This window comes from Streptococcus orisasini (genome assembly GCF_001431045.1).
GTDB lineage: Bacteria > Bacillota > Bacilli > Lactobacillales > Streptococcaceae > Streptococcus > Streptococcus orisasini.
The window spans coordinates 88,120-102,582 of the sequence record NZ_BCLE01000030.1 but is presented as its reverse complement, the minus strand read 5'-3'; the positions used below and the strand labels follow the sequence as shown (position 1 = coordinate 102,582).

Here is a 14,463-nt window from a genome sequence, read left to right as displayed (position 1 = left end):
CCCGTGTTCATGCACGAAATAACAGGTCGAATTACTGCGGGCAATAAAAAAATTGCATACACGATTAGTATACAACTTTTCAATTTATTTTTCAATTTATTCAAACAGGCCGTAATAGTCAGAGATGTCCATTTGAGCCTTTTCTTCAGCAGATAAATCCTGAATAATGCGACCGCCCTTCATGACCAGCAACCGATTGCCATATTTGAGAGCATCTTCCATGCGGTGGGTAATCATGAGAGCTGTCAGATGATCCTGACGGATAAATGTTTCTGTCAGCTCCATCAAGGCTACACTGGTCTTTGGATCAAGGGCAGCTGTATGTTCGTCAAGCAAGAGCAGGTCTGGCCGTTTGATAGTCGCCATGAGCAAACTCAGAGCCTGCCGCTGTCCTCCTGAAAGAAGGCCAGCTGGCGTTTCCAAATGCTTTTCCAGACCGTTGCCGATTTTATCAATAACCGCCTGAAATTCTTGTTTATGTGCATTGATATTGCGAGAAATGAGGCTGCGCCGCTCTCCGCGGTATTTAGCAATCAAAAGATTTTCCGCCACCGTCATTCGAGGTGCCGTTCCCATTTTAGGATCCTGAAAAACCCTTGATAGGTACTTGGCCCGTTTTTGAGCGGGATAGGCAGTCATATCCTCTCCCATGATGGAAATGCTGCCGCTGGTCAGGCTGAGCGTCCCAGCGAGAACATTAAAAAGTGTGGACTTGCCCGCTCCGTTTCCGCCGAGGATCGTCAGAAAATCATGCTCATAAATATCAAGGCTGACAGTATCAAGGATGGTCTTATAATCGTCAAAGCCGTTATTCACTTTGACCGTGGCGTTTTTTAATTCAACAATTTTTTTAGTCATCGGGACAGTTTCACTCCTTTAAAGAACTTCTTTTTCAATTCCGGAATCATAAGACAGACAGCCAAGACCACCGCACTGAAGAGTTTGAGATAGTTGGTTTTAAAGCCTAGAGAAATAACTGCCAAAATTAAAAATTGGTAAAGAACAGAGCCGACAACAATTGCGATAAGCCGCTCTACCAGAGTCAGACCTGTTGAAAAAAGCACTTCTCCGATAATGATGCTGGCTAAGCCAATGACGATAACGCCAATTCCTTTGGAAACATCAGCATAGCCATCCTGCTGGCTGATAAGGGCGCCAGCCAGAGCAATCAGGCCGTTGGACAAAACCAAGCCCATCAGTTCCATCTTATCGGTATTAATTCCAAAACTTTGAGCCATATCATGGTTATCACCAGTTGCGATATAGGCCTGTCCCAGACGTGTGTTCAAAAAGAAAATCATACTGCCAACCACCAGAACGACAAAGATAAGCCCCAGAACAAGCAGGTTTACAGTAGCAGAAAAGGGCAGAAAGTCCTGCAGTTTTTTAGAATTCAGTAGTCCTAAATTAGCACGCCCCATAATCATCAGCATGATGGAATGGCAGGACGTCATGACCAAAATTCCCGATAAAAGAGTAGGAATCTTCCCTTTTGTATAAAGGAGACCAGTTACGAGTCCTGCTAAACAGCCTGCTAAAACAGCTATTACAGTTGCCAGCAGAGGATTAGTTCCCTGTGTAATCAGCGTCACCGCTACTGCTCCGCCTAAAGGAAAGGAGCCTTCTGTTGTCATATCCGGAAAATCTAAGATCCGGAAGGTCATAAAAATGCCCAAGCCTAAAATGGCCCAAAGAAAACCTTGTGAAATCGTTGAAAGTAACATCTTCTATCCTTCTTTTATAAATATCTCTTATTTTAACACAAAAAAAGGAAGGGGACAAAAGTCATTTTGATTGCTTGACTTTGTCTCCTCCTTTGATCAAGAAAATCTGTTTTTGAGTAGGCTTGACTTACTTGCTTTTAGCCTTTTTAAGCACATCAGCAGGAATAGTGACGCCCAACTCTTTAGCTACCTTTTCATTGACAACAGGGGTTCCCTTGTCAAAAATATCAACAGGTAGTTCTGAGACCTTTTTTCCTTCAAATAATTTTACAGCCATCTTGCCAGTGGCAACACCAAGTTTATATTGATCAACGACAACCGAAGCAAGCCCACCTTCATTGACCATGGTATCGACACTTGGATAGATAGGCTTTTTGGCTGCCTTAGCAGCTGATACGACTGTCGGAAAGGCACTGGCAATGGTATTGTCCAGCGGAATCCAGACAGCATCTGCCTTCCCCAACATAACATTCATGGTTGTAGCAATTTCATTGGTTGAAGGAACAGAATACTCCAGAACCCTATAGCCTTTTTTCTCAGCTGTTTTCTTAAATTCAGCCACCTGAGATTTAGAATTGTCCTCACTGCTTGAATAAAGGACACCGACCGTTTTGACTTTTGGTGTCAAGGTCTTTATTAAATCAACCTGAGCACGAATTGGTGTTCTGTCAGATACTCCGGTAACATTGCCATCTGGCTTTTTGAGATTTTTAACCAACTTAGCACCAACCGGATCTGTTACAGCTCCCATCACAATAGGAGTATCCTTTGCTGCACTGGCCAGTCCTTGAGCCGCCGGTGTAGCAATTCCGATTAAGACATCATTCTTATGATTAACTAAGGTTTGGCTCATGGTTTGAACCTTGCTTTGATCTCCTTCAGCATTCATAAAATCAATCTTAAGCTGCTTGCCAGAGTAACCTTCTTCTTTCAAACCAGCCTTAATGCCTCGATAAATTTCGTCCAAAGCATTGTGGCTGACATACTGAAGCACGCCGACTTTAAAAGTGTCTGACTTGGCTGACTTTTGATTTGGTTTACTAAGTGACTGGTAAACAAGAACACCGATGACCACAACGGCCAGAGCTAGAAGCACTCCCATTAAACGTTTATTTTTCATATTTCCTCCTCAAATCATTCCTGCTTTTATTTTACTGTAATTTTCAGCTTTTTTCAATACAGCTGAAAACGTTTTGCTGTTCTGAAAGTGCGAATTGAAAGTTTCATATGGTATAATAGAAAAGACTAAAAGAAAAGAGGAAAAACCATGTCCTTTGATGGCTTTTTTTTGCATCATTTAACCTTGGAATTAAAAGAGCAGCTCCTGTGGGGACGTATTCAAAAGGTCAATCAGCCTTTTGAGCATGAGCTGGTTTTATCAGTCCGCAACAACCGCCAAAATTACAAACTGCTGCTCTCAGCCCATCCAGTTTTCGACCGCGTTCAGGTGACCAAGACCAATTTTCAAAATCCTCAGAGCCCTAATACTTTTACTATGATTATGCGAAAATACCTGCAGGGAGCTGTGATTGAAAGTATTGAACAGCTTGAAAATGATAGAATTTTAGAAATAACCGTTTCCAACAAAAATGACATTGGAGATCAAATCAAGGTCACCTTGGTCATTGAAATCATGGGCAAGCACAGCAACATCATCCTGCTTGATAAAAATGAGAAAAAAATCATTGAGTCCATTAAGCATATTGGATTTGCCCAAAACAGCTACCGCACTATCCTGCCTGGTGCCAGCTATCTGGCACCGCCAAAAACAAAGGGGCAAAATCCCTTTATGATTTCTGATGAAAAACTCTTTGAAATTCTGCAAACAGAGAATCTTGAAGCCCGCAACCTACAAAGACTTTTTCAAGGGCTGGGGCGCGATACTGCCGAGGAATTGAGCAGGCGCTTGGAGACTGACAAACTAAAACAATTTAAACAATTTTTCGCCCTGCCAGTCTGCCCTGCTTTGACGGAAAAGTCTTTTTCTGCAGTAAATTGGGATAGTTCTCAGGAAACATTTGCCAGCCTTTCTGATTTACTGGATTATTTTTATCAGGATAAGGCTGAACGCGATCGCATTGCTCAGCAGGCCAGCGATTTGATCCATCGCATTCAAAATGAACTGGAAAAAAATAAGAAAAAACTTAAAAAGCAAGAAAAAGAACTGCAGGATACAGACAAGGCAGAAAACTACCGCCAAAAAGGAGAGTTGCTGACAACCTATCTAAATCAGGTTCCTAACAATCAAGATCAGGTGGTGCTTGACAATTACTACACAGGTGAGAAAATAGCAATTGCACTTGACAAGGCTCTAACACCCAGCCAGAATGCCCAGCGCTATTTTAAGAAGTATCAAAAATTAAAGGAAGCTGTTAAGCATCTGGGAGGGTTAATTGAGGAAACCAAGGCTACTATCCAATACTTAGAAAGTGTTGACAACGCGCTCAGCCAAGCCAGCCTTGCTGAAATTGGTGATATTCGCGAAGAATTAATCGAAACTGGCTTTGTCAAACGCCGCCACAGAGAAAAACTTCAAAAACGCAAGAAACCTGAACGCTACTTGGCTTCTGATGGCCAAACCATTATCATGGTAGGCAAGAACAATCTGCAAAATGATGACTTAACTTTCAAAATGGCCAAAAAAGGCGAACTCTGGTTTCATGCCAAGGACATCCCAGGCAGTCATGTTCTGATCAAAGACAATCTTAATCCTAGTGATGAGGTTAAAACAGACGCTGCCGAATTAGCTGCCTATTTTTCAAAAGCTCGTCTTTCCAACCTCGTTCAGGTTGATATGATTGAGGCCAAAAAGCTCAATAAACCAAGCGGCGCTAAACCAGGCTTTGTTACCTATACAGGGCAGAAAACCTTGCGTGTTACTCCTGATGAGGATAAAATAAAGGCTATGAAAATCTAAAAAGAACCCAATCTTGCAAGTTTAGAAAATTCAAATACAGTTAGAACTTCTGTTCAACAAGTATGCTTAAAGAGATAAGTTTAATATTTACCCTTGAAATGGCAGCAAATCTTATCAACTGTCTGCTTAATATAACTTGCTTGGGCTCTATTTGTACTTTTTGTAAAATAATACTATAATAATAAAATATTATAAAAAAGGATGAAATTATGTCAGATCAATCAGATACCAAACAGACCCACCAGGATTCAGAAGAACTGGAAAATGGTATGGTCCGCGGTTTGCAAAACCGCCATGTTCAGCTTATCGCTATTGCCGGAACAATCGGAACTGGGCTCTTCTTAGGAGCCGGGAGATCCATCAGCCTGACAGGGCCGTCCATCATCGTTGTCTACCTTATTACAGGCTTCTTTATGTTTTTAATGATGCGGGCTATCGGAGAAATGCTCTATTACGATCCGGACCAGCATACTTTTATTAACTTTATCACTAAATATGTCGGCAAGGGCTGGGGCTATTTTTCCGGTTGGTCTTACTGGCTGTCATTAATCTTTTTGGGAATGGCCGAAATTACGGCCGTTGCTACCTATGTCCAGTACTGGTTTCCTACGTGGCCTGCCTGGATTATCCAAATTGTCTTCTTAATACTGCTGTCTTCTGTCAATTTAATTGCTGTCCGGGTTTTCGGAGAAACAGAATTCTGGTTTGCCATGATTAAAATTGTTGCTATTCTAGCCTTGATTGCTACCGGAATTTTCATGGTGCTGACTAACTTTGAAACAAGTCAAGGACATGCTAGTCTCGCTAATATTACAGATCATTTTGAATTTTTCCCTAAAGGCTGGACAAGATTTTTCATGGCCTTTCAAATGGTTTTCTTCGCCTATCAGGCCATTGAATTTGTAGGGATTACAACCTCAGAAACACAAAACCCCAGAAAAGTTCTGCCTAAGGCTATTCAAGAAATTCCTGTTCGGATTGTCATCTTCTACATTGGTGCCCTGCTTGCCATTATGGCCATCTTTCCTTGGCGGGCTCTGCCGGTCAATGCGTCACCCTTTGTTATGGTCTTTAAACTTGCAGGAATTAAATGGGCTGCTGCTTTAATTAACTTTGTCGTTCTAACCTCAGCAGCCTCTGCCCTCAACTCCACACTCTATTCTACAGGACGCCACCTTTACCAATTAGCTAATGAGGTTCCAAATCCTGTTTTAAATTATTTCAAGGCCAACCGTCTATCACGGACAGGCGTTCCTAGCAGAGCCATTATTATGTCAGCAGTGGTAATTGCTATCTCTGCCTTCATCGCTGTTTTACCAGGAGTATCTGATGCTTTTGCCCTCATCACAGCTTCATCATCAGGTGTTTACATCGCTATTTATATTTTAACGATGATTGCACATTACAAATACAGGCAGTCTAAAGATTTCATGCCAGATGGCTATCTCATGCCTGCCTATAAGTTGTCAAATCCTATCACCACGCTCTTTATGGTCTTTGTCTTTATTTCCCTCTTTTTGCAGGACTCAACCTACATTGGAGCTGTCGGTGCAACGATTTGGATTATTGTTTTTGGTCTTTACAGCCAGTTTAAATTTAAAAATCAAAAATAGACTAGGCGACGAGCTGCAGGCTGTAAGTGCGGCAAAGTGAAGGCAACCAATCTAAAGAATATAAAAAGTGAGATATGGATCCATTCCTAAGGAATGCTATCTGTATCTCACTTTTTTGTATAGGCAATTTGAAGAGCTCCCTTGCGGCTGGCAACGGATAGCTCTTATCCAAACATTGTCAGCTTTCTAGAGTGCAGTTTATTCAGCCTTGTCAATATCACCGCGGACCTCTTTGGCGTTGAATTTTGCAAAGAGATACTGCCGGTCTTGAACAGGGAAACGCTGATCCAGCTGATCGACAGCCCCTACTTCAACTTGGCCTTCTGTAATTATATAATCCATTACATGGCCGCCAAAAGTATGGTCATCAGAAATAAAATGAAGGTGGTAGCCTGCCACACTAACTCCATGAAAGATTTCAGGAGTCCAGATGCCGACAATTGTTCCTGTAATATTTTCAGCTGTATATTCAGGCTGATGTGTAGCTACTTCTGCAAATTTTTTATCGGACGTTGAGCGCGGAATCATGCGCACATGCATTTTTGCAAAATTACCGTGAATCTTAATAGAGCGGAAAAGATTTTCCCCATCATAATAAGATTCTATACGCGTCTGCAGTTCTTTATCTGTCATTTCAAAGCGCTGTTTGAAGATGACTTCAGCCTGATGATGAATAACAGCGGCATAAGGCACTTTCATATCATCAGGTACTTCAACAACCTTGGGCTTGTCTCCAGATCCTTTGGCCTGATAGGCTTTGCCATCCAAGACAATAAGCTCACCATCAATAGAATCAAGTGTTCCAAGTCCCAAATCACCATACTCCAACAGCTCACCTACTGTCAGTGAACCGCCGTAAAGTCCCGCCATAAGAGCCCCTAAGGTATTGTATTGAAACAGTTTGTTGGCTTCCATTTTTTAACTCCTTTTTAATAAAATTCATCTGGTAAAATGGTTTCACCCAATTTAATATTATCTTTATAATCAATGGGAAGATCAATCAGAACTGGACCATCCTCGGCTTCTTCTATAGCTGTTTTTAAGACAGCATCAAAATGCTCCTTACTGTCGGCACGATAGCCCTTAGCGCCGAAGCTTTCAGCATATTTAACAAAGTCAACAGAACCGAAATCAACGCCTGATGAACGACCGTACTTCATTTCCTCTTGAAACTCAACCATATTGTACTTACCGTCATTCCAAATAATATGGATGATAGGCAGCTTCAGACGGACAGCTGTTTCCAGTTCCTGTCCAGAAAAGAGGAAACCTCCGTCACCAGAAACGGAAATAACTTTGGTATTTGGCCGCAAGAGGCTGGCTGAAATGGCCCAAGGAAGTGCAACTCCTAAGGTTTGCATACCATTTGAAAAAAGCAGGTGACGGGCTTCATAGCTCTTGAAATAACGAGCCATCCAAATATAATGACTGCCGACATCAACCGTCACTGTCATGTCATCTGTAGTTTGTTTTTGAAGAACCTCAATCACATCAAGCGGATGAAGCAGACCTTCTTTTGGTGTTTTATCAAATTTGACATCTTCCACTACATTATTACGAAGACCTTTAAGGTATTCAACAGAACCTTCTGGAAGGGCATAGCCGTTAACAGCAGGCAAGAGCAAATCAAGCGTTTCTGCTATGTCACCAATCAATTCACGTTCTGGTTGGAAATAAGTATCAATTTCAGCTGGAGCGACATCAATAACAATGATGCGGGCTGAAATTTCAGCATTCCAATTGCGGGCTTCATATTCAATGGGGTCATAACCAATAGCAATGACTAAGTCAGAACGTTTAAGCAGCATATCCCCAGGCTGGTTGCGAAACAGACCAACACGGCCAAAGAAGGTATCTTCTTCTAAATCTCTCGAAACAATACCGGCTCCCTGGAAGGTCTCAACCACTGGCAGCTTGACAGCGCCTAACAAACGGCGAATAGAAGCTGTGACAGGAGCTGCTGATGCTCCGTTTCCCAAAAGCAAAACAGGCAGAACCGCATTTTTTATAGCCTGCGCTAAATAATTAATATCAGCAACTGATGCTGAACCCAGTTTAGGGTCCGTCAAAGGTTTGATTGCATTGACAGTGACGGGACTGTCTGTCACATCCTGAGGAATAGACAGAAAACTAGCGCCTGGTTTTCCTGCTTTAGCCAAACGATAAGCATTGGCAATATTTTCAGAAAGTGTTTCAGGATCGTGAATCTCTGCTGAATACTTGGTAATCGGCTCCAGCATGGCTACATTATTCATGGACTGATGGGCACGCTTGAGAAGATCACCGCGCTTGACCTGACCGCCAATAGCAAGAATAGGGTCTCCCTCAGCCGTTGCAGTGACAAGACCAGTAGCAAGATTAGAAATCCCAGGACCGCTGGTTGCAATCACAACGCCAGGTTCACCGGTAATACGGCCAATCCCTTGCGCCATAAAGGCGGCATTTTGTTCATGACGCGCTACAATCAATTCTGGCCCTTTATCTTCCAAGGTGTCAAAAACACGGTCAATCTTAGCTCCAGGAATACCAAACACATAGTCGACATCATGATTAATGAGGCTGTCGACAATTAAGTCAGCCCCATAATTTTTCCTATTATTTTCTGTCATTTAAAGACCTTCTTTCACAAGTTTCAAATCAATTATACCACAGATTTTTTGAGACTTTGTGAATTTATATTTGTGAATTTTTGAGCGAGACAATGAAAACTCTTTCAAAAACAACTGCTTCTTTCTACCTGCTTAAAGCTGTGTCAAAAGATCTGCTATGTCACTGTCATCAGGAACCAACTGCAGATATTTTTCAGCCAAAGAAGCCATCTTGTCATGGTAGCCAAATTCTCTCAGAATATAAATATAATCCTTGAGAAATTCCGGATTATCTGCCAAATCTACTGCCAAATCATCATACAGCTCAAGCGCTTTTTCGTCTTTTTCCAAGGCTTGATAAGCTTTGGCGATATTCCACTTAGTTAGAATATTGTCAATCGTTTGATTATCTAAATGAACAACATCTTCAAAGCGTTCTTCTTCTAAATACAGGTTACTGAGCCGCATTAGAATTTCTTCATCATCTTCGGCCACATCCAAGGCCTTAAGTAGATAATCCTCTGCTGCCTTTTTATCGTGCTCTTCATAAGACAGTTGCGAAGCTAAGAGCAAGAGACGGCTGTCAAAGGCATTTTTAGATAGCCCCTGCTGCAAAAGGCGCAAAGCTTCATCTGTTTTGTGCTCAGCATGAAGAGAGCGAGCATAAATATATTCATAGCCGGCAAAATCAGGATTTATAGTATCCAGCTGCTTAAAGTAGAGATTGGCTCTCTGATATTCTTCTTGATCATAAAGAAGGACAGCTGTTTCAAAAACCGTTTGGTCATCGAATTCAATTTCGATAGCTTTTTCAAAAAACTCGATAGCTGCTTCAAATTTACCCAATCCGGCATAAGCACGGCCGATTCTCTCATAAGTTGAAACCCCAGTTGCCTCCAGAATTTCACGGTTGTCCAGCTGAGCGTAGTGCTTGATAGCATCCTGAAAAAGCTCTAAACTCATTTCAATTTCTGCCAGACCAAAAATCACAAGGGGGTCTTGACTGATGCGGCTGGCTTCAAGCATCTTTTCTCTAGCAACATCTGTAAGGCCTTCAGCATCGTATAAATCAGCCTTAACAAGCAAGGCTTCCAGATAGTGCGGACTGTCTGGACTAATAACATCCAAGTACAAGAAAGCCTCATCAATCTCCCCATCCTCACTAGCAATCTGAGCTAAATTAATATTAACCTCAGGAAAATCAGACTGCAGCTGCAAGTAAATCTCTTTGGCCTGCGGATAAAAGCCAATAGACTGCAGATATTCGGCTAAAGACAGGAGCGTTTCAGGATCATCTTCTCTCAGCGCCCGTTTCAAATATTTTTTAGCATGGGCTAAATCTTGATTTTGAATAGCTGCAATCATTTTTTCACTGTTTAACATCTTCTTCAATGACCTCATTTTCTTCTTCGTAAAGTCCGCTGACAGGTTTATACCACTCAAAGATTTCCTTGACAAGAACTTTTAGGGAGGCATAGACAGGAATTCCTAAAAAAACGCCCCAAACACCAAACATAGAGCCTGCTGTCAGCAAAATAAACATAATGGTAATGGGATGAATACTAAGTTTGCTGCCCAAAACAAGCGGCGAAACAAAGCGGCCTTCGATGGTCTGTTCAAGGATAAAAACAATGATAACCTTGATTACCATAACCGGACCTTCAACTAATGCTAACATTAAAACCGGTATCGTTGCCAAAAAACTTCCCAAATAGGGAATCATGTTCAAAAATCCAGCAATAATGCCAAAAGTCACTGCATAGCGCAGACCAATAATGCTGAACATGATGGAAAACATGAAGCCTACAATGATAGCTACAGTCACCTGCCCCTGAACATAACTGGCTAGCTGGCGGCTAACATCGCTGAGAACACGATAGGCTGGCTGGCGCATCTTAGTCGGCAGATAGGAAACAAAAGTTTTTTTCATCTTACCACTGTCACGCAAAAGGTAAAAAATAATAAAAGGTGAAATCAAAATAGAAACCGTAACACGCGCAAGTACAGAAGCAAAATTTCCCGCCCAGGTCACAGCTCCTTTTGAAAAAGATTCCGCATAGTCTACAGCCTTCTGACTGAAATTAGTAACAGCGTCTTCGATTTGCGGGCGAAAACTATCTAAAAAATCGTCCTTCAGCAAATTCGAAACCTGACGGTCAACAGATTTAACATAACTTGGCAGATGCCTGATAAAAGAAGACAGCTGATCGTTGAGCATTGGAAAGAAATTAGCAATTCCCCAAACCAAAAGCCCTGCTATCGCCAAAAAGACAATTGTGATAGATGTGACACGGCTTGTGCCCAACTTTTCAATAAAATCAACAATAGGTTTTAAAAGGTAATAAAGCAAAGCTGAAATGACCAAAGGAAGCATAATAACAGCTACAAAGGAAAAAATAGGCTCTAAAATAGGACTTATTTTCGTAAAGACGAAAATATTCAAAAAAATCAAAAGCATCACAAGCAGAACAGTCACTGCTTTGTTATTTAAGAACCATTGGAAAAACCAGGTCATGTTAAACTTTTTTTGATTATTATCCATCCGCACTCTCCTGACACTTTTTATCTTAACTTAATCATCTCTTAATTATGGTTTTCTTTCAAACTTATCTATCATAAAAAGTTACTTGTTTATCCACTAGCTTTTTCTCAACGTAGGTAAATTTGGCTGAAAAAAAGGGAACGTCGTCCAAAATCCATTTAAAAATTTCATAATCGCCTTCCCAAGTTGGCTTTTGAAGGACTTGGTCATAAGGAACCCAAGCAAGTGTTCCTTCACGGCTTTCACTATCAGAAATCAACTCCCCTTCAAAATCAGTTACCTTAAAAACGTAAGTATACCAATCATGGCCCGGCGTGAAATCAGGAAAAGTAATAATCCCTTTGAAATCCATTTCCTTGACCTTTAGATGAGTTTCTTCAAAAATCTCCCGGCGTGCACATTCATCGGGACTTTCTCCCGCTTCTATTTTACCGCCGACACTGATCCATCTGCCTTCATGAACATCATTTTCTTTTTTATTCCGATGCAAAAGCAGCAGTTCACGTCCGTTATCAATATAACAAATCGTTGCTAACTTCGTCATATTTCTATCCTTCCTTTTCTCCTTTATTATTATAACAAAAATTATGCTATAATTTGGACAAGAAACAAAAGGGAAAATACAAATGATGGAAACAGTTTATTTTGGCACTTATACCAAACAAGCATCAAAGGGCATCTATACCGCTCTTTTTGATACCGAAACAGGCGTCCTATCAGATTTGAAATTGCTTGCAGCTGAAGAAAATCCGACTTATCTGGCTTTTGATAAGCAAAATCATCTTTTCAGCGTCTCAAAGCAGGATGACAAAGGCGGGATTGCTAGCTTTACTCAAGATGGTCATCTCATCAATCGTATTTTAGAGACAGGTGCACCTTTGTGCCATCTCAGTGTTGATGAAAAACGCCGTTTAGTCTACGGTGCTAATTACCATAAAGGAGAGCTTTTAATTTATAGCATTGCTGATAACGGGGCACTTAGTCTACTGAACAAAGTGGTTCACCGCGGTTCCGGGATACACCCCAACCAAGCCAGTGCTCACATCCATTTTGCAGGCCTAACTCCTGATAACTACCTTGTAACCTGCGATTTGGGAACAGATGCTGTAACAACTTATGATGTCAGCCCCAACGGTAAGACAAGAGAAATTGGCAATTATCAGGCAGCACCCGGTGCTGGAGCACGGCATATTGTTTTCCATCCTCATTTAAAAACAGCTTATCTCATTTGTGAGCTTAATGCCAGCATAGAAGTCTTAACTTACAGTGGTTATGGGCACTTTACACACTGCCAAACAGTCTCTACTCTTCCAGAAGTCTATACTGATAAAAATGCCTGCGCTGCTATTCGCATCAGTTCAGATGGCAAATTTGTCTACGCCAGCAACCGCGGCCATGACTCCATTGCAGTCTTTAAGGTCACTAGTAAGGGTCTATTGGAACGTCTGCAAATCATCTCAACAGCAGGCAGACAGCCACGTGACTTCAATCTCACACCAGATAACCGCCACCTCATTATCGGCCACCAAGATTCTGACAACATTACCATTTTTAAGCGTGATAATCAAACAGGACAGTTAACAGAGATAAGCCATGACTTCAACGTTCCTGAAGTAGTTTGTGTGGCTTTCAAGCATGAGAAAGAATGATGATATGTGTCAAAATTAGGTTTAAAAACCAGCAGCACCCCCGAACAATTGAACAGCCACCTGAACCAAGCCAGAAGTTCTTGAATTTTATACTGATTAGACTGATTTTGCTAGATTTAAGCATAAGTCATTCATAGATCCTTATGAAAGGCAGGGCAAGCCTTTGACAACTTTGCTCATAAATCAAGGACTTTTGGGCGGTAAAAGAAGAACAAAACCTGCTGATATTTAGTACGTTTTGCTTTAACTCGAATATAAAAATCCTTGTTAGATCTATGCTTGATAGATTTAACAAGGATTATTTATTCTGCTCGGTAAAAAGTACCAGCAGTTTTTATTTGATAACTTTCTGCGTCTTAGCATAATTAGCTTCGACTGCTTCTTTTTCAGCTTGCCACCAATCTTTATGTTCAGTATACCATTTGATGGTATCTTCTAATCCTTCTTCAAAGTTGGTGAATTGCGGTTCCCAGCCAAGCTCCTCACGGAGTTTGGTAGAGTCAATGGCATAGCGTAAATCGTGCCCCGCACGGTCTGTTACGTGATCGTAAGCATCTTTAGGCTGACCCATCTTTTCAAGAATGAGCTCAAGCACTTCCTTGTTGTTCTTTTCACCATCAGCACCGATGAGGTAAGTCTCACCGATACGCCCCTTAGTGAGAATAGCCCAAACACCAGTTGAATGGTCATTGGTGTGAATCCAGTCACGCACGTTTTTACCTTCACCATACAATTTTGGCTTGATACCAGACAAGATATTGGTAATTTGACGCGGAATGAATTTTTCAATGTGTTGATAAGGACCATAGTTGTTTGAACAGTTGGAAATGGTTGCTTTGACACCAAATGAACGCACCCAAGCCTTGACAATCAAGTCAGACGCTGCCTTGGTTGATGAATAGGGCGATGATGGGTTGTACTTGGTTTCAGCTGTGAATTTCTCACCTTCGCCTTCACCATGACCTGGTAAATCTTCACGAAGCGGAAGGTCACCATAAACTTCGTCTGTTGAGACATGGTGGAAACGAATGTCGTATTTACGAGCAGCTTCCAACAAAGTGTAGGTTCCGACAAAGTTCGTATAAATAAATGGTGATGGGTCTTTAAGTGAATTGTCATTGTGGCTTTCAGCCGCATAGTGAACAATGGCATCTGCTTTAGCGGCCAATTTGTCTACCAATTCAGCATCAGCAATGTCACCCACAACCAAGTCCACACGGTCGCCAAGAATTTCTTCAAGGTTAGCACGATTGCCCGCATAAGTGAGTTTGTCGAGGACTGTCACATGGACATCTGGGTGGTTGTTATAAACATAGTGTACGAAATTAGAACCGATGAAACCAGCACCGCCGGTTACAATAATGTTTTTGTATTCAGACATAAATTAAGATATAAAGAGCCTTAAGAAAGCGAAAGAAAAACAAAAAAAT

General features: G+C 41.5%; 12 protein-coding genes. 3 read left to right on the top strand and 9 right to left on the bottom strand.

Annotated elements, in window-relative coordinates:
• Positions 1–96: 96 nt before the first annotated feature.
• The 3 genes from SCSH_RS06265 to trpX all read right to left on the bottom strand — a co-directional run bounded on the left by SCSH_RS06265 (position 97) and on the right by trpX (position 2,844).
• Positions 97–858: an ABC transporter ATP-binding protein gene (locus SCSH_RS06265; protein WP_057491039.1), complete on the bottom strand. Its 762-nt coding sequence runs from the start codon at positions 856–858 to the stop codon at positions 97–99.
• Entirely contained in the window at positions 855–1,724 is an 870-nt protein-coding gene (locus SCSH_RS06260) for an ABC transporter permease (protein WP_057491038.1), read from the bottom strand. Before SCSH_RS06260 ends, SCSH_RS06265 begins: the two co-directional genes overlap by 4 nt.
• Before the next feature lie 127 nt (positions 1,725–1,851).
• Positions 1,852–2,844, bottom strand: a complete 993-nt coding sequence (trpX, locus tag SCSH_RS06255; RefSeq protein WP_057491037.1) for a tryptophan ABC transporter substrate-binding protein — start codon at positions 2,842–2,844, stop codon at positions 1,852–1,854.
• A gap of 147 nt (positions 2,845–2,991) precedes the next feature.
• Between trpX and SCSH_RS06250 the strand changes: the two genes are divergently transcribed.
• Together SCSH_RS06250 and SCSH_RS06245 are read left to right on the top strand one after the other, a co-directional pair.
• A complete protein-coding gene (locus SCSH_RS06250) occupies positions 2,992–4,641 on the top strand; it encodes an Rqc2 family fibronectin-binding protein (protein ID WP_057491036.1) in 1,650 nt (549 codons plus the stop codon).
• Positions 4,642–4,850: 209 nt separating this feature from the next.
• A complete protein-coding gene (locus tag SCSH_RS06245; RefSeq protein WP_057491035.1) occupies positions 4,851–6,254 on the top strand; it encodes an amino acid permease in 1,404 nt (467 codons plus the stop codon).
• A gap of 198 nt (positions 6,255–6,452) precedes the next feature.
• Here SCSH_RS06245 and budA read toward each other — a convergent pair whose 3' ends face one another.
• From budA to SCSH_RS06220, 5 genes are all read right to left on the bottom strand, one after another.
• Entirely contained in the window at positions 6,453–7,169 is a 717-nt protein-coding gene (gene budA / locus SCSH_RS06240) for an acetolactate decarboxylase (RefSeq protein WP_057491034.1), read from the bottom strand.
• A 14-nt stretch (positions 7,170–7,183) separates the two neighbouring features.
• Positions 7,184–8,863 carry an acetolactate synthase AlsS gene (alsS, locus tag SCSH_RS06235; RefSeq protein WP_057491033.1) on the bottom strand — a complete coding sequence of 560 codons (1,680 nt, stop codon included), beginning with the start codon at positions 8,861–8,863 and terminating at the stop codon, positions 7,184–7,186.
• Positions 8,864–8,995: 132 nt separating this feature from the next.
• A complete protein-coding gene (locus SCSH_RS06230) occupies positions 8,996–10,225 on the bottom strand; it encodes a tetratricopeptide repeat protein (protein WP_057491032.1) in 1,230 nt (409 codons plus the stop codon).
• The gene (locus tag SCSH_RS06225) at positions 10,212–11,384 is read right to left on the bottom strand and encodes an AI-2E family transporter (protein WP_057491031.1); all 1,173 of its coding nucleotides are present in this window, start codon (positions 11,382–11,384) and stop codon (positions 10,212–10,214) included. The genes SCSH_RS06230 and SCSH_RS06225 overlap by 14 nt, the downstream gene beginning before the upstream one ends.
• Before the next feature lie 64 nt (positions 11,385–11,448).
• Positions 11,449–11,928, bottom strand: a complete 480-nt coding sequence (locus tag SCSH_RS06220; protein WP_057491030.1) for an NUDIX hydrolase — start codon at positions 11,926–11,928, stop codon at positions 11,449–11,451.
• 82 nt (positions 11,929–12,010) lie between these two features.
• Here SCSH_RS06220 and SCSH_RS06215 point away from each other — a divergent pair, with 82 nt between their 5' ends.
• Positions 12,011–13,033 carry a lactonase family protein gene (locus SCSH_RS06215; RefSeq protein WP_057491029.1) on the top strand — a complete coding sequence of 341 codons (1,023 nt, stop codon included), beginning with the start codon at positions 12,011–12,013 and terminating at the stop codon, positions 13,031–13,033.
• Positions 13,034–13,367: 334 nt separating this feature from the next.
• Here SCSH_RS06215 and rfbB read toward each other — a convergent pair whose 3' ends face one another.
• Positions 13,368–14,414 (bottom strand): dTDP-glucose 4,6-dehydratase, encoded by a 1,047-nt coding sequence (gene rfbB / locus SCSH_RS06210; protein WP_057491028.1) that lies wholly within the window; start codon positions 14,412–14,414, stop codon positions 13,368–13,370.
• Positions 14,415–14,463 lie beyond the last annotated feature (49 nt).